Consider the following 20,378-nt stretch of genomic DNA (forward strand, 5'->3'; position numbering starts at 1 on the left):
GCCACCAGCGCGTCCAGCGCCTCACGCGGGAACCGGCCCTCCTCGTCCACCGCCGCGGCGAACGGCGCGATCTTCGCCTCCGCCAGCGCACGGACCGACTCCCGGAGCATGTCGTGCTCCTCGGACGGGCGATACAGGTCGAAGTCCTTGCCCATGATGGCGAGCTCCCCTAAGGCTTGTGGCACTGAGTACCCTCAGCAAAACACACTCAGTGCCATGATGCCAGTGGCTAGGGTGACGGCATGCTCCAGATCCACGAGCTGGATACGCCGCGGCCCGACCGATTCGGGCACAGGATGTCGGGTCCGGCAGGGTGGTCCCTTCCTAGCGTGGTGGGCGAAAGGGAAGGAGTCCGGAGTGCTGGAGCGGCTGAACCAGGCCATGGAGCACATCGAGTCGCATCTCGACGGGCCGATCGAGGCGGCCGACCTCGCGAGGATCGCGATGACGTCGGAGTACCACCTGCGGCGGCTGTTCTCGGCGCTGGCGGGCGTTCCGCTCTCGGAGTACATCCGGCGCAGGCGGCTGACCGTCGCGGGCGCCGAGGTGCTCGCAGGCGAGCGGACGCTGCTGGACGTCGCGACGCGCTACGGCTACGGCTCGGGGGAGGCGTTCGCACGTGCGTTCCGCGCCGTCCACGGCGTGGGGCCGGGCGAGGCCCGGCGGACCGGTGCGGCGCTGCGCTCCCAGCCACGGATGTCCTTCCGGCTCATCGTCGAAGGGAGCAGCACCATGCGATACAGGATCGCGGACAGGGAAGAGTTCCGCGTGGTCGGCAGGAAGGCCCGGGTTCCGCTCGTCCACGAGGGGATCAACCCGGCCATCGCGGAGTTCATCCGGGGCATCGGCCCCGAGACGCTGCGGCGCATCACGGCCTTGTCGGACCAGGAGCCGGCGGGGATCGTCGCCGTGAGCGACCAGCTCGACCCGAGTCGGGCGGAGGGGACCGAACTCGACTACTACCACGGCGTGGTGACGCGCGCCGAGGCGCCGGAGGACATGGATGTCCTGCCCGTCCCGGCGGGGACGTGGGCCGTCTTCGAGAACGAGGGCCCGTTCCCGCAGGCGCTTCAGCACCTGTGGCGGGACGTCTTCACGCAGTGGTTCCCCTCGAACCCGTACCGGAGCAGGCCGGGCCCGGAGATCCTGCGTGTGAGCGTGGCGGAGGACGGGGCCACGGCGGAGGCGGAGCTCTGGATCCCGGTGGAGCGGTCCACCTCCTGAGGTGGGGGGTGGCACAGCCGCGCGCTGTGCCACCCGCTCCGCTGAGGCGCGGTCGTAAACCGTACATCGGGTATGAAATCACCCAAAGCTCTGCAAAATATCTTGACTGGCTTCTGCGGAGCCCTTGAGGATGGAGAACAGCCCCGCCCCGTCCGGGACCCATGGAACGGAAGGGGACCTCGTGTTCGCCGCCGAGCCCCACTGGGCGCCAGCGCCCGCCCCGCACCCGTTGCGGCGCGCCGCCGACTGGCCCGCCGCGAGGGTCCCGGGCCTGCGAGGCTCCACCCCACGCACGTTCCCCGAGGGGGCCCGCGCCCACCCGCGGCGCCGCGCGTCGGACCGGATCACGACCGCATCCCATGCGCACCGTCCCGCCCCGCGCAGGAGCGCGACCTCTCGCCGCCGCCGCACCCACGCCATCGCCGCACGGGCAGGCGGGCGCCGCGGCGACGACACCGACGGCGGCCCAGAAGGCGGCGACGCCGCCGCGCAGGCTCTTCCCGCTCTGCGCCCCACCATCGGGTGCCCCACCATCGGGTGGGATCCCTCATGACCGGCTTCCGCGGGCAGACGAAGCCCCGGTCGGCCGCCCGTCCGGACGTGGTGACGGCGGTGCACGGCGCCCGCTGGTTCACCGCGGCCGCCCTGATCATCGGCGCCGTGAACTACGGATTCGCCCTGCTCCTGACCAGACTGCTGGACGTCGGCGCCTTCGCGCGGTTCGTCGCGGGCCAGTGGCTGCTGCTGAGCGCCGTGACGGTGGCGACGGTGACGATCCCGTGGGTACTGGCGCAAGCGCTGGTCCGCGCCCGGTCGGATGCCGAGCGAGGCGACGCGGGCCGCTTCGCCATTCTCACGAGCATCGGTGGCGGGCTCGTCATGGGCGGCGTGGTCGCCGCCATCGCCGTCCAGTTCGCCGGACCCGCCACGACCGCCGTGCTGGCGCTCGCCACGGTCCTGATCTACGTACGGACGGTGACAACGGGCTGGCTGCAGGGTGAGGAGCGCCTGCGGACGCTGTCGCTGCTGCAGGTGGGCGAGGTCCTACTGAAGGCGGCGGTCGGCATCTTCCTGGTCGTGGCCCTCGGGCTGAGCGACGCCGGGGCGCTGGCGGCCTTCGGGGTCGGCGCCCTGCTGTTCCTGTTGTGGTGGCCGTCCCTTCCGCAGGGCAGCGGACGGCCCTGGCGCAGCGCCTCGGCCAACCGGGACCTGTGGCGCCACGCTTCCGGCATCGCCCGTCTCCAGGGGCTCGTGGCGCTGATGGCCGCGATCGACGTGGTGCTGGTGACCATGCTGCCCGTGCACCGGGCGGCCGCCGCGAGCTACCAGGCGAGCACCACGCTGTCGCGGGTACCGCTGTTCGTGGCCGGCGCGGTGTCCATGGCGTTCTTCCCGGCGCTGTCCCGGCGGCCTGCCGGCAGTTCGCTCAGCGCCAGCGCCGTACGGATGTACGTCGCCGCTTCGCTGCCGCTGGTTGCGGCGATCGCCACCGTGCCGGGCCCCGTCCTGACCGCCGTCTTCCCCGCCGACTACAGCATGATGGGCGCCCTGATCGCCTTCACCGCGGTCACGGGCTTCGCCCTGGGCACGATCAATCTGGTCGTCACCTTCTCCCAGGCCGTCGACGACTACGCCTGCGCGCGCTGGCAACTCGTCGGCCTGGTGGGCTTCACCGCCGCCGTCCTGGCGGGCTGGCGCGTGAACGACGTCATCGGCATCGCCGTCGGCGGGGCGCTGGGCAGCGTCTTCGCGCTCGCCCTGCTGCTCTACCGGCTCATCCGCCGCCAGGGGGTGGCCGTCCTCGGCCGCGTCCCCATCGTGGAACCGGTGCTGCTCACCGGGGTGCTGGTGCTGTTGCACCCGTATCCGCGCGTGTGGCTGATCGCCGCGACGCTCGTCGGCCTCCGAGCCGTCCAGCAGTTCCTGCGGCGACCCGGGGCACCGGACCCCGCACGGGAACCGGCCCCCGAACCGGCCACGGATCCGACCGGCGCGCCGAGCGGCGAGCCGACCGGCGAACAGACGGCCGAACCGACCGAGGAACCGCCGGGTACACCGACGGAGGCGCCCCCGGTGCCCCCGCCTTCGACGTCCATGACCTCCGACCACGACCATCGAGGCGCAGCCATGACCTACCAATCCACGGTCCCGGACGACTCGGCGGTCCGAGCCCGTCGCGCGGACAAGCGATCCAACCGTCTCCTCGTGGAAGCCGTCTGGCGCGGAAACGTCCGGCCGGCCGACGACGCCGCGCTGCGCAGCGCGTTGGCACTCGCGCGCGACAACCAGGTGGAGGGCAGGCTCGCGCGGGCGTATCCGCGCCAGTTGGCGGATGTCGTGGCCGAGGTGGACGCCGAGAACGAACTGTTCCGGGAGAACCTCTGCGAGGTCACGGACCGCCTGCACGCGGTGGGCATCCCCACCGTGCTCATCAAGGCGGACCTGGCCGGCGACTACGTGTACGGCAACTTCGACCTGGTGGTGCCCGACGGACGTTGGGAGGCCGCGTGCGACGCTCTGCAGGGCTGGTACGTCCACCGTTCGACGTACTGGCTCGAGCGGTCCACCAAGGTGCTGCTGGAACCGCCGCGCGGCCCGGCCGCCCATCTGCACACCGCCGTGTCGTGGTTCGGCGTCCCCGTGGTGCCCACCCGGCGCCTCTTCGAGCGGGCCTCGCCCGACGGGGGAGCATGGCTGGTGCCCCACCCCGCGGACGAAATGCGCATCTGGCTGGCGCACGGCCTGTTCCAGAACCTCACCCTCGACCTGTCGGAGCTTTTCGCGCTGCGGGACCTGCTGCTGACGGACATCGTGGCCGAGGCGCGGCGGGAGGCGGCACGCGAGGGATGGCTCGCCGGGAGCGACCGGGCGCTCGGAGTCGCGATCCGGGCCATGCACCGCCTGGACCGGGGGCTGCCGGTCAGGCTGCCGGTGCCGCTGCCGGTGGTCGCGTCGCTCCAGGTGGGCGCGGAGCACTCGCTGTACCTCCTGCGCCACGGGCGCACCCTGGTCGCGGCGCGCGAGGCGGCTCTGCGGGTGCCGCTCGTCGTCGCCAAGAGGCGAAGGATGGTGCTCTCATGAAGCGCCGCCTCCTGCTGCTCGGGCGCCTGCTTCTCCGTGGGTCCGATCCGGACGGTGGGGGCGGAGGCGCGCCATGGCTGTAGTGAGCAGGGCCCTGCCGCTGTCGATGGCGTGGTTCCGGACGATGCCGCTCTGGGCGGTGGCTCTTGCCGCCGGCCTGCTCACCGGACTGGTCCGACTGGTCGGGTACGGCCAGGCGGCGGATGTGTTCGGCGACGAGGTCTACTACTGGCGCATCGGTCACTCCGTGGAGGAGGGCGGCTTCCCCCGGCACAGAGGCGGGCTGTTCTTCCTGCACCCGCCCGGCTACTTCTATCTCGTGGGCGGCTGGGAGCAACTGTTCGGTTCGCGCGCCGACGTCATCGCCGGGATATACCAGGTGCGGCTGCTCAACGCGCTGCTCGCCGGGATCAGCGCCGCGCTGCTGGTGGTTCTGATGACGCGCGTCACCCGATCCACCTGGGCCGCCGTCGCCGTGGGCCTGCTCTTCGCCCTCGACCCGTACATCCTGCGGCTCAACGGACGCGTCCTCATCGAGACGTCCATGATGCTCTGGGTGCTGCTCGGCTATCTGGTGCTGCTGCCGCTGGCGGAGAAGGAGACGCGGGCCAGGGCACGCGGGAGGGCCGCCGCCGGCGGGCTCCTCTTCGGGCTGGCCATCCTGACCAAGGACGTGGCGGCCCTCATCACCGTGCTGCCCCTGCTCGCCGCCGTGTTCTTCGTCTGGCCCAAGCGGCGGTCGCTGCCGTTGCTCACCGCCGGCTTCGCCTGCGTGCCGTACGCGATCTACGTCGGCATCGTGGCGGCGGCGGGCCACTTCGACACGATGTGGGACGTGAAGACCCACGGCGTCAGGCGACTTCTGGGCCAGGTACAGGAGACCGGCTTCAACGCCGGGGGCACGCCACCCCTCTACGATCGGCTCTTCGCCCAGGTGCCGAACTACGGGAGCACCTATGTCCTCCTCATCCTGGCGCCCCTGGCCGCGATCCCGCTGCTGCGTCACGGCGGTAAGGTCGAGCGCCTCCTGGGGCTCTGGTACGCGTCGGCGGCCGTCGCCCTCGTCTACGCCGTCCTCAAGGGCACGTTGGAGGAGCAGGAGCTGTACCTGCTGATCGTGCCCACGATGGTGGTCCTGGCCATGACGGCCGTACGGCTGTGGAGGCGGGGGAAGCAGGAGGAGCGGGAAGGACAAGGGGAACAGGGCACGCAACGGGAGCACCGGAAGCGGCGTACCGTGCCTCGGCGGCGGCGCGTCCTCGACCCGCGCCTCGCGACGGTCTTCGTGCTGGCGCTGACCCTGGCATGGTCCGGGATCGCCTACGGATCGGCCAGATCGCAACCCGACGACGGGTACGCGCGGCTGCGCCAGTACATGAAGGAGCACGTGCCCGCGGGCACCCCGATCACGTCCCTGAGCGGCTCGTTGACCCTGGTCCTGCAGGACCGCTACAACATGGGCCATTGGAGTACGCCGGAGGAGCGGGCGAAGAAACAGGTCGTGTACGTCGTCGTGCCGTGGCGGCTGGTCGAGCAGAACTACTCCGCGTTCACCCCGCAGGAGGCACGGCACCTCACCGATCAGGGTGCGGTGATCTTCTCCTTCCACGGCCGCACGTACGGCGAGGTGGCCTTGTACCGGCTGCCGGTCCCGCCGGTGCCGTTGGTGGGCGATGGCGGTGGCTAGCCGCTCGGCGCGCCGTCGCGTGCTGCTCTTCACCAGCTGCCCGTACGAGGGCGGGGCGGGAGCCGACACCCGGCTGGCCGCGTCGATCGCCGACTGCATGCCGGACCGCGACTTCCTGTGGTTCACCCGGTGGCCGCCGAACGGGCCGTCCGGTCCGGTCCGTGGCCGAGGTGTGCCCATCGTGTCGCGGGACGGCGCCCCCCACCTCGCGGAGCGACTTCAGGTCGCCCTCGTCGGGAGCGTCCTGGCGCGCCGTACGGATCTGGTGCACGCGGTCCTGACGATCGGGACGGCGTACCCGCTGTTCTCCCGGCTGCGGCGGGGTCTCCTCGGGGGCGGTCCGGTCATCCACACGGTGCCCGGCGTGATGGACACCGCTCTGCTGGAGCGGGCCCGGCCGCTGGGGGTGACCGTCGCCCTGTCGGAGGCCACGGCCGGGCAGCTGCGCGCGGCCGGATTCGGAGACGTCCGGGTGATCGAGCCGGTGATCCCGCTGGACCGGTGGCCGTGGCGGCCGCGCACCCCGGGCCTGCCCGTCGTGCTGTTCGCCGGTCATCACGACCCGGAGGGTGGCGCGCGCGAGGCGATCGAGGCGGCGGCGGAGGCGTATCGCTCCGGGGCACGGTTCCGGCTGGTGCTGGCCATGCGGGGCCGGCTGGGGCAGGACGAGCGCGCGATGAAGGCGGGGCTCGAGGCACTGGCGGCCCGGGAGGGGCTTCCCGGCGTCGACGTCCACGGCTTCGTGCCCGACATGCCGGGGCTGCTGGCGTCGACGGACGTGCTGCTCTTCCCGCCGCGCAGGCTCGGTGGGAAGGCGGACGTCCCCTTCGTCGTCCTGGAGGCGCTGGCCACCGGACGCCCCGTGATCCTCAGCGATCTTCCGCAGTTCGCCGCGCTGGGCGACGCGGGGCTGCGCGCTCGCGCCGGGGACCGCGTGCGGACGGGCGCCCTGCTGACGCGGGTGCTCGAGCAGCCGCAGTACTGGGAGATGCTCGCGCAGCAGGGGCGTGCCACGGTTGAGGAGCGGTTCGGACCCGACCGTTTCCGAGCGCAGTACGAACGTTTGTACCAGGAGACCCTGAGATGACACCGGTACGGCGAGACGCGGTCAGGCGCGCGATCGGACGCGTGGTCGACCATGCGGCGCGCCACCGGAGGCACGTCGGCATCCTCGCGGCCGTGCTCCTCGTCGTGGCCTGCGTCCAGGTCCCCCAGGCCCAGGAGGCCGGGGGCTCGCACTACTACTTCGGGACCCTGCAGACCATGCCCGACAAGGCGCGCCTGGAACGGAGCAAGGGTCTTGAGGTCGCCCATCTGCAGATCGAATGGGACGAGTACGAGCCCCGGGAGGGAGAGTTCTCGCAGCGGTACCTCGACAGCGTCAGACGCGAGCTGGACGACTTCCAGGAGGCGGGGATGCTCATCGAGGCGAGCCTGGGCCTGAACCACCCCCCGGACTGGCTCTTCGACGACTACGAGGACACCGCGTACGTGAACCAGTACGGGGACAGCCTCACGGAGACCCCCAACATGGTCTTCAGCCAGACCGTGCGCGAGAAGGCGCAGCGCTATGTCGACAGGGTGGCCCGGGACATCGGTCTCGAGAACTTCTGGGCCATCCGGGTCGTCGTGAGCGGCTCGGGCGAGTTCACCTATCCCACGGGCGGCCCGGATCGCGACGACGGCGAGGAGAAGGTCTACTACTGGGCGTACGACGACAACGCCCAGAGCCCGTCCGGCGCGGGGCGGCCGGCCACGATCCCCGACAACCCGTACCCCGGCTGGGAACCAGGAGAGCGTGACTACCGGGGAAAGGAGTTCACCGAGCAACAGGTCCGCGAGTGGTACGCCTGGTATCTGCGCGCCCTGGCCGACGCCGTCAACTGGCAGGTCGATCACTACATGTCGCTGCGCTACGACGGGTTCATGAAGGTCCTCGTGCCGGGCAGCGGCTACTACCCACGCACCTTCGAACGCGTCGTCGACCAACATCTGGACCCGGCGGCCGACAACGCCCGGCTGGTCGCCCTCGGGGTGGGGTTCTTCATGACGCTGGGCCACATCGACAAGCACCCGAACGTGGAAATCGTGTCGACCTCGCTCGTCGACGGCACGGGCGACCCGGAGAACAACGGCTGCGCCGCCACCGACGGCGAGGTGAACGTCCTCGACCCACCCCCCCACATCCAGGGCGAGTGGTCGTCGATGCGCTGGATCAGCAACATCGCGCGGCAATACGGCTTCCGCCTGCTGAACGGTGAGAGCGCGGGGACCCACGTGAGCGACTACTACCCCGGCGTCATGGACGACGCCGCGCACCAGATGAAGTCCTGCGGACTGAGGGGACTGATGTGGGCGTTCGACAGCAACCTCTACGACGACACCCCGGGTTCGTCACTCGCGGACTATGCCGCTGTGATCTCCCGGTACAACTGAGGTGATCATGATGGACGTCACGGTCCTCCGCCCCGACGAACTCACGGCTGCCGACCTCGGCGCATGGCGCGCCATGCAGCGCGCCGACCTCATACTCTCCAACCCCTTCCTCTCGCCGGAGTTCACCCGGGCCGTCGGGCACCAGCGCGCCAGCGCCCGGGTGGCCCGGCTGACGGTGCCCGGCCCGGAGGGCCCTCGTACGGTCGGATTCTTCCCCTTCGAACGGCATGCCCTCGGCTCCGGCAAACCCATCGGCTCCGGCTTCTGCGACTGCCAGGGTCTGATTCACGAACCGGGCCTCGACTGGGACCCGTTGGCGCTGCTCCAGGCATGTGACATCGCGATCTGGGAGTACGACCACCTCGCGGAGGGACAGACCCCCTTCGAGACCGTGGGCACGACGCGCGCCCGGATCGGCTCGTCCATCATGGAGCTGAACGGCGACGACCGCCCGTACCCCGAGCGCCTCCGGCACAGCTTCGTCCAGTCGGCGCGGAAGAAGGAGCGGAAACTGACCCGCGAAGCGGGCCCGGTCCGGCTCGTCTTCCATACGTCCGAACCCGGGCTGCTGGACACCCTGGTGCGCTGGAAGTCCGACCAGCTGCGGGCGAAGGGGCGCCGGGACCTGATCTCCCAGGAGTGGTTCCGGGCGATCCTCCATGAGCTCTTCGACAGGTCCTCCGAGTCCTGCACGGGCATCCTGTCGGTGCTCTACGCGGGGGAGGAGCCCGTCGCCATGCGCTACGGGCTGCGTTCGCGCCAGGTGATCGCCGGCTGGTTCCCCGCCTACGACACCCGGTTCGCCCGGTACTCGCCCGGAATCCTGCTGTACCTCAAGCTCGCCGAGGCCGCGGCGGAACGCGGCATCGTCCACATCGACCTGGGCAAGGGCGCCGAGGCGCACAAGGCCGATCTCAGGACGCGGGAGCTTCCCCTCACCGAGGGATACGTCGACGCGCACACGGCCAAGGCGGCTCTGTGCCGGCTGCGGATGGCGTCGGGCCGAACCGCCCGTACGGCGGTCAACGCCAACCCGACCGTGCACCGCGCCGCCGTCCGAGCGGTCGGCACGGTCGACCGTCTGCGGGACCGGCGGACCCGGAGTCTGTGACGGCGACGGGGCGAGAACAGCGGTCAGGTCGATGCGTGCGGAGTCTCCTGTCCGGGCGCGGCCACGGGCGCTGTCATGTCGAGCAGCATTATGGCGTCGTGGTCGGGGGTGCCGGGTTCGGCGGTGTAGACGCCGATGCGCCGGCCGGGTGTGCCTTCCAGGTGCATGGACTGGGCGGTGAGCGTGACCGTGCCGACGCGGGGGTGGTGGAAGGTCTTCTGCGCGGGCTTGCGGCCGGTGACCTCGTAGCGTTCCCACAGCCGGGCGAAGTCGGGGCTCTTGAGGAGGAGCTCACCGACGAGGTTGGTCAGGTCGGAGGCGTCGGGGGTCCCTGTCCGGGTGCGGCGGGCGCGCAGGAAGCGGCCCAGCTCGGCGCCCTCACTGTGCGCGCTCTGGGATGCCATGACTCCAGTCTCACCCGACGGGCCCCCGCTCCGCGGACGGGAGGGGGGCCCTGCCATTACCCCTGAAGAGCCCGCCCTGCCACACCGGAGCAATCCGGGCGAAGGTGAACGAGGGAGACGCCATCACGCCCGGCCGCGTCTTCGACCAGACCTCCACCCTCCACCAGGCACCGGACGCCTACCGGGCCATGGCCGACCGCCAGGCCTCAAGGCCCTCATACGCCCCCGATCACCCGCACCCGCCCGCCCAGCGAAGGACTTTCCGCTCATGCAGACCGTCACCCTCAACAACGGCGTCGAGATGCCGCTCCTCGGCTTCGGCGTCTACCAGATCCCCGCCGAGGACACCGAACGCGCCGTCTCCGAGGCACTGGCCGCCGGCTATCGCCTGCTGGACACCGCCGCCGCCTACGGCAACGAAGAAGCCGTCGGCCGCGCCATCAGGTCCGGCAACATCCCGCGCGAGGAGCTGTTCGTCACCACCAAGCTGTGGGTGCAGGACGCCCCCGCCGAGGACAACACCCGCCGCGCGTTCGAGACGTCGCTGGCCAAGCTGGGCGTGGACTACGTCGACCTGTACCTGATGCACCAGCCCTTCGGTGACGTCTACGGCCAGTGCGCGCCATGGAGGCGCTCAACCGCGAAGGCGCGGCCAAGGCGATCGGCGTCGCCAACTTCTACCCCGACCGGCTGATCGACCTGATCGTCAACAACGAGATCACCCCGCAGGTCAACCAGATCGAGACCCACCCCTTCTTCCAGCGCGCCGACTACCAGGACCTCATGCGCGAGCACGGGGTGCAGATCCAGTCCTGGGGCGGCTTCGCCGAAGGCAGGAACGACCTGTTCACCAACCCGCTGCTCGCCGAGATCGGCAAAGAGTACGGCAAGTCGGTCGCCCAGGTCGTGCTCCGCTGGCTCACTCAGCGCGGCGTCGTCGCCATCCCCAAGTCGGTACGCGCCGAGCGCATGGCCGAGAACATCGACGTCTTCGACTTCGAGCTCACCGACGAGCAGATGGCCCGGATCGCCACCCTCGACGCGGGCAGCTCGCTGTTCTTCGACCACCGCGACCCCGAGGTGGTCACCCGGATGGCGGGGCGCCGCCTGGACGGCTGAGCGGCCCCAGACGCCCCTCGCCGGCCGCGGGTGCCCCCAAGCAAACACCCGGCGCACCCGCCCGGCCCCCCACTCCGTCCAACGGTTCACCGCGAGCAGTCCACCGTGATCACGCCACAGCACCATGCCGCCCTGCCGAGCCCGGCCGGATGCCCAAGCTTATGGCTGCTCGTCGTGTCGGCTCCGCATCGCTGCCGCACCCCTTGACGCTCGGCCCTTCCCCTTCAATACTGGCGGCCAAATCGATTTGGCCACCTCGTTTTGGCTCTCCGTCCAGGGCCGGATCGCGGCCGAAATCCGAGCGCGCAGCAACGCCCGAACGGAGCTCGAACGTGTCCAGTCCCCGCCAGACCCTGCCCGGCACGGATCACCGATCACCCGCACCCGCGACGCCCCACCCCGTCGACGAATCCCGCCCCCTCGGCCGGATTCTGCTCTTCGGCATCCAGCACGTCCTCGTCATGGCCGCCACCCCCATCTCGGCGATCTTCCTGATGAGCGCGACCCTCCGCCTCGACCCCGGTCTGACCGTCAACCTGCTCTCCGCGGCCTTCGTGCTCTCCGGAGTCGGATCCCTCATCCAGTCGCTCGGCCCGTGGAAGTTCGGGCCCCGTCTGCCGTTCGTGATGCTGCCGGGCGGCGCGCCGCTCATCCTCTTCCTCGCCATCGCCGAACAGCACGGACTGCCCACGGCCACCGGCGCGGTGATCCTCACCGCCGCCTTCTACTTCGTCGTGCTGCCCGTCTTCTCCCGGTTGCTGGCCTTCTTCCCGGCCCTCGTCATCGGCACGATGATCGTCATCGTCGGCATCAACCTGGTGAAGGTCGGCGCCGTCCTCGTCACGGGACGCCCGGGCAGCCCCGGCTTCGCCGATCCCACCAACCTCGGTCTCGGCATGGCCACCATCGGGTTCACCGTCGCGTTCTACCTGCTCTCCAGCGGCATCCTGCGCCAGCTCGCCGTGATGCTCGGACTCCTCGCCGGCACCGGTCTCGCCGCGCTCCTCGGCAGCATCGACCTCGGCCGCGCCACCGACGGCGGCCTGCTCGGCATGCCGCAGCTGATGCCGTTCGGCTCACCGCAGTTCAACCTGATCGCCGCGCTGCCGCTGATGCTCTACAGCCTCGCCTCCATGGCGGAGGCCACCGGGCAGACCGTCATCAACGCCGAAGCCGTCGGCAAGGAGATCGACAAGCGCGCCGACGTCCCCAAGACCGTCCGCGGCGACGCCCTCACCTCGCTCTTCGGCGGGTTCTTCGGGCTGCCCCTCATGGTCACCAGCGGCGAGAACATCGGGATCGTCCGCGTGACCGGTGTGCGCAGCCGGTACGTCACAGCCGCGGCCGGCGTCGTCCTCGTCGCCATCGGGTTCCTCGCCCCCGTGACCCGCGCGATCAGCGTCATCCCGTCCGCGGTCGTCGGCGGCACCGCGATGGTCGTCTTCGCCGTGATCACCGTGCTCGGCGTGCAGATGCTCGGCCGCTCCGACCTCGACAAGCACACGAGCACGTTCATCTGCGCCGTCGCCCTCGCGCTCGGCCTGCTGCCCATCCTCGTTCCCGGCGTGTACGGCGGCTTCCCGCCGAACGTCCGCATCCTCCTCGAAAGCGGCGTAGCCGTCGGTGCGTTCGTCGCCGCCGTCCTCAACATCCTCTTCCACCACGTCAGGCCGGGCATCACCGCCCGCCTGGCTTCGACCCGTCCTGCCCCGCCCCGCCCGGCCACCGCCTGTACGGAAAGCGACCGATGAACCGGCTCACCCGCGATCTCCTGAACGGCCCCGGCCCGTTCCTCCTCCTGCCGGACGCCGTCCTGCTGCCCGAAGGCCCCGCCGACGGCCACGCGGCCGTCGTCGCCGACGGCACCTTCCGCGCCGTGGGGCCCGCCGTGGAGCTGACGCGCACACATCCGCACCTCGACCCCGTCGCCCTGCCGGGCCACCTCCTGATGCCCGGCTTCGTCGACGCCCACCACCACCTCACACAGAGCTTCGGTTCCGCGCTCGCCTTCGGCGAGCCCTCGGAGATCTTCCGCAGGGTGTGGGTCCCGCTGGAGGGCGCCCTGGACGAGGAATCGGCTTACGTGGCCGCCAAGTTGGCCGCCTTCGAAGCGCTGCGCGGCGGTTTCACCACGGTCGCCGACGCCGGAACCCGGGCCGGTGTGGACGTCGACGTGGTCGCGTCCGCCGCCCGCGACGCAGGAATCCGGTGCGTCCTGGGGCTGGTCTGCGACGACGCCGGGACCGAGAACCCCTCGGCCCCGGACAGCGCCGAGAAGCATCTCGCGCGCTACGACGGCGACCCGTTGGTCCACCCCTCCCTCGCCGTCTCCATTCCCGAGGCGGCCACCGAGGAGACCCTCCGGCTCACCGCCCGCCTCGCCGCCGAGGCCGGTGCCGTCGTCCAGATCCACGTCAACGAGCACCTCGCCGGCGTCGAACGCTCCCTCGTACGCCACGGACTGCGCCCCCTCGAACACCTGCACAGGATCGGCGCGCTCGGCCCCCAACTGCTCGCCGCGCACGCCACCCTCCTCACCCCGCGCGAGCTCACCCTGCTCGCCGACACCGGGACCGCGGTCAGCTACAACCCCGTCGCCAGCGCCTGGAAGGGCAACGCCGTCGCGCCCGCCACCACCATGGCCGAACGCGGCGTCCGCTTCGGGCTCGGCACCGACGGCACCCGGGGCGACGCGTTCCGGCTCGCCGAGGCGGCCGAGTTCGCCCAGCGGCTCGCGTACGGTCTGGTCACCGGCGACTCGTCCTGCGGCGCCGGCTGGACCTGGCTGGACCACGCCACGCGCGGCAGCGCCGACGCCGTCGGTCTCGGCGCGCGGACCGGCACGATCGCCGAGGGCCTGGCCGCCGACTTCCTCCTGGTCGACGTCACCAACCCTGAACTCGCGCTCTCCTGGGACCTGCCCTGGGAGCTGGTACGACGCGGCAACCGCGACCAGATCACCGCCGTGTTCGTCGCGGGCCGCATGCGCCTGTGGTGCGGCCGGCCCGTCGACTGGGACGGCCCCGCTCTCGTGCGCGAGGCGGCCCGACTGGCCCGAGCCGCTGTCGGAAGGGCCGCCATCACCCGCGTACACCCCACGTCCACGGCGGCACGGGAACGGAGCACGGCGCGGTGACCACCGAGACACTGGCGGTGCTCGCCGCCGCGGTCACCGCCGCCGCCTTCGTCCAGGGCAGCAGCGGACTCGGCTTCGCCCTGATCGTCGCCCCGGTGGCCGGCATCCTGGATCCCGGCCTGCTCCCGGTGTTCGTCCTGGCGTCGATGATCCCGCTCAACGTGTACGTCGCCTGGCGGGAGCGGGCCTCGCTCGATCTGCGCGGCGCGGGCTGGATCACGGCCGCCCGGCTCGCCGCCACGCCAGGCGGACTGGCGCTGCTCTGGCTGATCCCGGACCGCAGTCTCGGCCTGTTCGTGGGCCTCGCCACCGTGCTCGCGGCCGTCGTGAGCCTGGCCGCACCCGCGTTCACACCCGGCCGGGCCGCCTATGTCGGAGCCGGTGCGGTAACCGGTCTGACGGAGACCGCGACGGGCGTCGGCGGCCCGCCCCTCGCGCTGGTCTACCAGCACCGGCCGCCCGCCGAGCTGCGGTCCACCGTCGCCGCGTGCTTCCTCGTCGGTGAAGTCGCCTCGCTGCTCCTGCTGTTCGCGACGGGGGAGGGGAACCCCGCGGACCTCGGTTGGGCGCTCGTCCTCGTGCCCGCGATCGCCGCGGGGGCGTGGCTGAGCCGCCTGGTGCACCACCGCCTGGACGCACGGCGGATGCGGTTGTTCGTGCTCCTCTTCGCCCTGGTCTCGGGGGTGGTCCTCATGCTCGGGATCTGAATGCCCGGGGTCGGTTCGTTCGGGGATCGGTCGGTTCGGGGTCCGGTTCGTTCGGGGCCGGACGCTCGTGGTCCGGTTCGTTCGGGCTCGGACCCCGCCCGTACGAACCTGCCTACGGCCTGCCCCTGCCCCGGAGCGACGACGCCCGGGCGATCACCCGGGGCTCGGGGACCGTCGCCACCCCCGGGCCCGTGGACTCGCCCCGCAGCCGGCCGAGGAGCAGTTCCACCGCGTCGGCCGCCGCCCGGTCCAGGTGCAGATCGACGGCGGTCAGCGGCGGTTCGCAGGTGCGGGCGCGCAGACCGTCGTACCGGGTGACGACCATCACGTCGTCCGGGATGGCGCGTCCGCTGTCCCGGATCGCCCGGACCGCGCCGACCGCGAAGGCGTCCACCAGCGCGCAGACCGCGTCGATCCCGGGGTGCTCGGCGAGCAGCGCGGCGCACCGTTCGTACCCGGCCTGCTCACCGCCGGCCTCGGGAGCGGTCGCCACGATCGGCTGCCAACCGTGCTCCGCGGCGACCCGCTCGAAGGCGGCGCGCGCGTCGACCGACGAGTGCCGCGAACCGGAACCGACGATCAGGGCCGGCTGCCGGGCCCCCTGTTCGCGCAGATGGGACAGGAGCAGCTCGGCGACGAGCCCGCCGCGCAGATCGACGTAGGGCACGTCCTCGTCGGGCGACACGGGCCTGCCGAGCGCCACGTACGGCAGCCCGCGCTCCTTCAAGGTGGCCGCCGCCGCGTCCTTCACGTCCGGCTCCACGACGATGGCGCCGTCGATGTCGACGGAGTACAGCGCGGAGCCGGACTGCACGGGGGGCACGAGCACCAGCGCGTAGTCGTGCACGAGGGCGCTCTCGGCGGCAGCCGCCGCGACCTCCATGTAGAACCCGAGCCTGGACGGCCCTCCGGCCACCGCGAACGGCATGGACGAGGCCAGCGCGATGGCCTTCGCCTGCCCGCGCCGCAACCGCTGCGCCCGCAGGTTGGGCCGGTAACCGAGTTCGGTGGCAACCTGCTTGATGCGCTCCCGGGTCCGGGGGTCGACCTTGCCGATCCCGTTGAGGGCGTGCGAGACCGTCGTACGCGACACCCCGGCGACCCGTGCGACGTCGGCGATCGTCGGCGGCCTCGGACCGGGACCGGAACTGGGCATGTGCGCGAACGCTCCTCGCGTGCTGCGGACGGGTGACCCCACCATCTTCGCCCAACGACGCGTCGGGCGGGCCGAGGTGGGCCGACCCGGCGGATCGGGCGAGCACGTCGGCGCCTAGGGCCTGTCCGGCGGATCAGGGTCGGACAGGCCCTAGCCCGAGTCGTGCGCCCAGCGCGGCCCGGCCCGTGTCGGTCACGGTGATCACCCGGCTCGTGCCCTGGTACGCGAGCCAGGACGAGTCCAATGCGTGCCGGAAGAGTGCCGCGCCCACCGCGCCGGCCAGGTGCGGGCGCTGTTCCGTCCAGTCCAGGCAGGTACGGACATGGGGCCGCCAGGAGGTGTCGGGGCGGTCGTCGGCGATGCCGAGTTCGCGCAGCCAGTCCCGGCCCGCCGTGGTGAGGGCCGGTCCGTAGTCCCAGGCCAGCAGCGCCCGCTCGGTCATCGCGTCGGTGATGGCGACGGCCAGCGTGCCTGCGAGGTGGTCGTAACAGACGCGGGCGTGTGCGAGGGCGCGGCGGCGGTTGAAATCGGTCAGCGAGCGCACCGGGACCGGCCGGAAAGGGGCCCGGGCGGCCAGGTTCTCGATCATCTCGGCGGTGTCCGCGGTCGCCAGCCGCAGCAGCCGGTTCCGCCCCTGCCGCTCCTCGGCCAGGATGCCGCCCGCCACCAGCCGGTCGAGGTGCGCGCTGGCTGTCGACTGGGCGACGCCCGCGGTGCGTGCCAGTTCCGACGCGGTCCATGTGCGGCCGTCGAGCAGGGCGAGGCAGAACGCCGCGCGGGTACGGTCCGCCAGCAGCCCCGCGAAGTCGGCGAGGTCGGGGCCGTCGGCGTACGTGCTGCCACTGCTGGTCACCCACGTATTCTCGCGCGGCGACACTTCGGCCGCCGACGAAGGATCCGGATCCTAGGGTTCCGATCCATGACGACAGCGACGACGGCAGCGACAGCAGATTCAGCTACGACGGCTACGACGGCCACGACGGCGGCGACCGAGGCGACAGCAACGACAGCGGCCACGGCAACGCCCTCGCACACCGCGATATCCCCGAACATCCTCTACTTCGGCACCCCCGTCGCCCTGCTGACCACCGCGAACGAGGACGGCTCCGCCAACCTGGCCCCCGTCTCCTCCACCTGGGCGCTCGGGCAGACGGTGGTGCTCGGCCTCGGCCGCGACGGCCAGACCGCCCGCAACCTCGCCGCCCGGCCGGAACTCGTCATCAACCTCCCTTCCCCCGGCCTGTGGGAGGCGGTGGAGCGGCTCGCCCCGCTCACCGGAGCCGACCCCGTGCCCGCCGCCAAGCGGACACGCGGCTACCGCTACGAGCCGGACAAGTTCGCCGCGGCCGGCCTCACGCCCGCGCCGTCCGCGACCGTGCGCCCGCCCCGCGTCGCCGAGTGCCCGCTCCAGCTGGAGGCCCGCGTCCGGCGCATCACACCGGACGCGGACGGTCACTTCCTGATCGTGGAGTGCGCGGTCACGCGCGTCCACGCCGACCGGAGCATCGTGGTGCCCGGCACCCAGCACATCGACCCCACCGTCTGGAGCCCGCTCATCTTCAACTTCCGCCACTACCAGGGCCTCGCCCCCGAACTCGGCCACTGCTTCACCTCGGAAACGCCCACCTCGCGATGACAGCCGAGCGTTCCCCGTACGAGCGCGCGGGAGCGTATGGAATGCGTCAAGATCCACCGGTCGCCACCACCCGCGCCTCGCGTCGGCCGGTACTGCTGTCGCCATGATCATTTGGGTGGAGGCTTGGGGGACGGCATGCGCGTGGTGATGGCTCTGGACGACCCCGCGGCGACGCTGGAGAACGCGGGCGGCAAGGGCGCCGCACTGGCGGAACTCGCGCGCGGCGGGCTGCCGGTGCCAGGGGGCTTCCATGTGACGACGTCCGCGTACCGGGAGTTCGTGGCGGCGGCCGCGATGGCGGAGCGGATCCGCGCGGCGCTGAAGGAGCCGGACGCGGGGGCACGGATCCGTGGCGGCTTCGGGGAAGCCGAGCTGCCGGAGGCCCTGCGGGAAGCGATCGTCACGGCGTATGCCGCGCTCGGTGACGGTGACCGTACGGTGGCCGTGCGCTCCTCGGCCACGGCGGAGGATCTGCCGGACCTGTCGTTCGCCGGCCAGCAGGACACGTACCTGAACATCCGGGGCGAAGCCGCGCTCCTCAAGGCGGTCCGCGACTGCTGGGCCTCGCTGTGGACCGACCGGGCGATCGCGTACCGCACCCGCGTCGGCATCGAGCACGAGGACGTCGCGCTCGCCGTGGTGGTCCAGGAGTTGGTGGCGGCGGACGCCGCCGGGGTGATGTTCACCGTCGACCCGCTCGAAGACCGCCATGACCGGCTGGTGATCAACGCGGCCTGGGGACTGGGCGAGGCTGTGGTCAGCGGCCTGGTGACGCCCGACACGGTGCTGGTCGACCGTACGACCCTCGACGTCGTCGAGCAGCGGATCGCCGCCAAGGAGGTCATGACCGTCCCGACCCCCGAGGGCACGCGCGAGGCGCCCGTACCGGACGACCGGCGCGAGACGGCTGTCCTGACCGAGGTGGAGGCCGCCGAGCTGGCGAGGCTCGGGCTGACGATCGAGAAGCTCTACGGAGAGCCCCGCGACATCGAATGGGCCCGAGAGGAAGGGAACTTCCGCATCCTGCAGGCCCGCCCGATCACCACCACCGCGGCGCCCACGCCTGAGGTGTGGAACGACAGCACCGGCACCGACTCCCTGTGGACCAGCGCCAACCTCGGCGAGGCGGTGCCCGACGTCATGACGCCCGCCACCTGGTCGTACGTACGTCGGTTCATGGGCGATGTGATGGTCGGGGCCACCCTTCACGGGCGCCCCATGTACGGCAACATCGGCGGCCGCTTCTACATGAACCTCTCCGTCACGGCCACCCTCGCGGCCGCGTTCGGACAGGGCCGGAAGTTCGCGCAGGCCAACGAGCTGGTCTTCGGACGCCTTCCGCAGGGAGTGGAGATCCCGCTGCTCCCGGCCAGGAAGCTGCGCGTGTGGCGCGACACCATCGGTGAGGCGTTCGGCGTGGTGAGCCGGATCCGTGCCAACGGCAAGAAGCTGCCCGCGTTCCTCCAGGAGGCCCCGGAGCGCTGCGAGGGGCTGCGGCAGCGCGTGACCGGCGCCGGGAGCGCCGCCGAGCTGAGACAGCTGTGGGACGACGAGGTCTCCGCGTACTTCCGGCTGTGCTGCCACATGCTCCAGGCAGCCACCCGCCAGGACGGCGACTCGCTCGTCAAGGTCCGCGGCACCCTGCGCGACCTGGTGGGCGAGGAGGACGCCGACCTCATGACCACCGGCGTCGGCCAGGAGGGACAGCTCGCCAGCATGGGCCCGCTGCTCGGCCTCGAACGGCTCGCGCGCGGGGAGATCGACAGGGACACCTACACCCGGACGTACGGGCATCGCGGCCCCCACGAGTTCGAGGTGTCCGTGCCGCGGCCGGCGGAGGACCCCGACTGGCTCGACCGGCAGCTGGCCGCGCTCGGCGCGGTCGAGGAGAACGCCGACGTCCGGCTGGGACGCCAGAACGAGGCACGGGCAGCCGCCTGGGAGCGGTTCGGCGCCCGGCATCCCCAGCGGGTCGCCGCGATCCGCGCCGCGGTGGACACCTGGGCGGCCTCGGCCCGTCTGCGTGAGGCCGCCCGCACCGAAGTCGCCCGGGTCTTCTGGCTGTTGCGCGACTTCGTGCGGTGCGCCGGTCGGCTGACCGGGCACGGTGACGACCTGTTCTTCCTGTCGTCGGAGGAGATCCTTGCGGTCCTCGACGGGGACGAGGAGCCGCTTCGGTCCGTGGCGGCGCGGCGGGCGGCGTACGAGCTGTACCGGTCGCTGCCGACCTATCCGACGCTGATCCGGGGCACCTTCGACCCCCAGGTCTGGGCGGCCGACCCGAACCGGCGCGCGGACCTGTTCGACGCGCACGACACCGTGCCGCCGTCGGACACGGTCAGCGGCTCGCCCGCCTCCGGCGGGGTCGTCGAGGGCATCGCCCGGGTCGTCGCGACGGTCGAGGAGGGCGAGGTCCTGCAGCCGGGCGAGATCCTGGTGACCACCGTGACGAACATCGGCTGGACGCCGCTCTTCACCCGCATCTCCGCGATCGTGACCGACGTGGGCGCGAACCTGTCGCACGCCTCCATCGTCGCCCGCGAACTCGGCATCCCCGCGGTCGTCGGCTGCGGAAACGCGACCACACGGATCCGTACGGGCCAGCGCATCCGCGTCGACGGCGGTCGCGGCACGGTGGAGATCGTCGAACCGGCGCGGACCGACCACTAGGTCGTGTCCGC

The 20,378-nt window shown here is 71.7% G+C and carries 15 protein-coding genes and 1 pseudogene; 12 read left to right on the top strand and 4 right to left on the bottom strand.

Translation table 11 applies throughout. The annotated features are described in order from the left end of the window. A partial coding sequence (locus ABZ939_RS20205; protein ID WP_361857099.1) for an acyl-CoA dehydrogenase family protein occupies positions 1–155 on the bottom strand: 155 nt, incomplete at its 3' end. Between the two features lie 202 nt (positions 156–357). On the opposite strand from ABZ939_RS20205, the gene ABZ939_RS20210 reads away from it, so the two are divergent. The 6 genes from ABZ939_RS20210 (at position 358) to ABZ939_RS20235 (ending at position 9,539) form a co-directional block, all read left to right on the top strand. Further along, entirely contained in the window at positions 358–1,224 is an 867-nt protein-coding gene (locus tag ABZ939_RS20210) for an AraC family transcriptional regulator (RefSeq protein WP_361856663.1), read from the top strand. A gap of 549 nt (positions 1,225–1,773) precedes the next feature. After that, positions 1,774–4,305 carry a hypothetical protein gene (locus ABZ939_RS20215; RefSeq protein WP_361856665.1) on the top strand — a complete coding sequence of 844 codons (2,532 nt, stop codon included), beginning with the start codon at positions 1,774–1,776 and terminating at the stop codon, positions 4,303–4,305. A gap of 73 nt (positions 4,306–4,378) precedes the next feature. Beyond that, positions 4,379–5,992 (top strand): phospholipid carrier-dependent glycosyltransferase, encoded by a 1,614-nt coding sequence (locus ABZ939_RS20220; RefSeq protein WP_361856668.1) that lies wholly within the window; start codon positions 4,379–4,381, stop codon positions 5,990–5,992. After that, complete coding sequence (locus tag ABZ939_RS20225; protein ID WP_361856670.1) at positions 5,985–7,079, top strand: glycosyltransferase family 4 protein; 1,095 nt, start codon at positions 5,985–5,987, stop codon at positions 7,077–7,079. The genes ABZ939_RS20220 and ABZ939_RS20225 overlap by 8 nt, the downstream gene beginning before the upstream one ends. Further along, positions 7,076–8,428 carry a beta-galactosidase gene (locus ABZ939_RS20230; RefSeq protein WP_361856673.1) on the top strand — a complete coding sequence of 451 codons (1,353 nt, stop codon included), beginning with the start codon at positions 7,076–7,078 and terminating at the stop codon, positions 8,426–8,428. Before ABZ939_RS20225 ends, ABZ939_RS20230 begins: the two co-directional genes overlap by 4 nt. A 7-nt stretch (positions 8,429–8,435) precedes the next feature. After that, positions 8,436–9,539, top strand: a complete 1,104-nt coding sequence (locus ABZ939_RS20235) for a GNAT family N-acetyltransferase (protein WP_361856676.1) — start codon at positions 8,436–8,438, stop codon at positions 9,537–9,539. Between the two features lie 23 nt (positions 9,540–9,562). Here the strand turns inward: ABZ939_RS20235 and ABZ939_RS20240 are convergent, their stop codons facing one another. After that, positions 9,563–10,000, bottom strand: coding sequence for a hypothetical protein (locus ABZ939_RS20240; RefSeq protein ID WP_361856679.1), 438 nt, complete (start codon positions 9,998–10,000; stop codon positions 9,563–9,565). Positions 10,001–10,211: 211 nt separating this feature from the next. Between ABZ939_RS20240 and ABZ939_RS20245 the strand changes: the two are divergent. From ABZ939_RS20245 to ABZ939_RS20260, 4 genes and pseudogenes are all read left to right on the top strand, one after another. Next, positions 10,212–11,062: pseudogene (locus ABZ939_RS20245) on the top strand (aldo/keto reductase). 353 nt (positions 11,063–11,415) lie between these two features. Beyond that, complete coding sequence (locus ABZ939_RS20250; RefSeq protein ID WP_361857101.1) at positions 11,416–12,813, top strand: uracil-xanthine permease family protein; 1,398 nt, start codon at positions 11,416–11,418, stop codon at positions 12,811–12,813. Then, complete coding sequence (locus ABZ939_RS20255; RefSeq protein WP_361856681.1) at positions 12,810–14,198, top strand: amidohydrolase family protein; 1,389 nt, start codon at positions 12,810–12,812, stop codon at positions 14,196–14,198. The genes ABZ939_RS20250 and ABZ939_RS20255 overlap by 4 nt, the downstream gene beginning before the upstream one ends. Continuing rightward, positions 14,195–14,905 (top strand): sulfite exporter TauE/SafE family protein, encoded by a 711-nt coding sequence (locus tag ABZ939_RS20260; protein WP_361856684.1) that lies wholly within the window; start codon positions 14,195–14,197, stop codon positions 14,903–14,905. Before ABZ939_RS20255 ends, ABZ939_RS20260 begins: the two co-directional genes overlap by 4 nt. A gap of 112 nt (positions 14,906–15,017) precedes the next feature. On the opposite strand, the gene ABZ939_RS20265 is transcribed toward ABZ939_RS20260, so the two are convergent. Together ABZ939_RS20265 and ABZ939_RS20270 are read right to left on the bottom strand one after the other, a co-directional pair. Then, positions 15,018–16,061, bottom strand: a complete 1,044-nt coding sequence (locus ABZ939_RS20265; RefSeq protein WP_361856686.1) for a substrate-binding domain-containing protein — start codon at positions 16,059–16,061, stop codon at positions 15,018–15,020. 133 nt (positions 16,062–16,194) lie between these two features. Next, on the bottom strand, positions 16,195–16,914 hold the full coding sequence (locus ABZ939_RS20270; RefSeq protein ID WP_361856689.1) for a winged helix-turn-helix domain-containing protein: 720 nt from the start codon (positions 16,912–16,914) through the stop codon (positions 16,195–16,197). 66 nt (positions 16,915–16,980) lie between these two features. Here ABZ939_RS20270 and ABZ939_RS20275 point away from each other — a divergent pair, with 66 nt between their 5' ends. Further along, positions 16,981–17,697, top strand: coding sequence for a flavin reductase family protein (locus ABZ939_RS20275; RefSeq protein WP_361856692.1), 717 nt, complete (start codon positions 16,981–16,983; stop codon positions 17,695–17,697). 135 nt (positions 17,698–17,832) lie between these two features. Next, positions 17,833–20,367: a PEP/pyruvate-binding domain-containing protein gene (locus ABZ939_RS20280; protein WP_361856695.1), complete on the top strand. Its 2,535-nt coding sequence runs from the start codon at positions 17,833–17,835 to the stop codon at positions 20,365–20,367. The last annotated feature ends 11 nt before the right edge of the window (positions 20,368–20,378 follow it).

It is taken from the genome of Streptomyces sp. NPDC046712 (assembly GCF_040645695.1).
Taxonomy (GTDB): domain Bacteria; phylum Actinomycetota; class Actinomycetes; order Streptomycetales; family Streptomycetaceae; genus Streptomyces.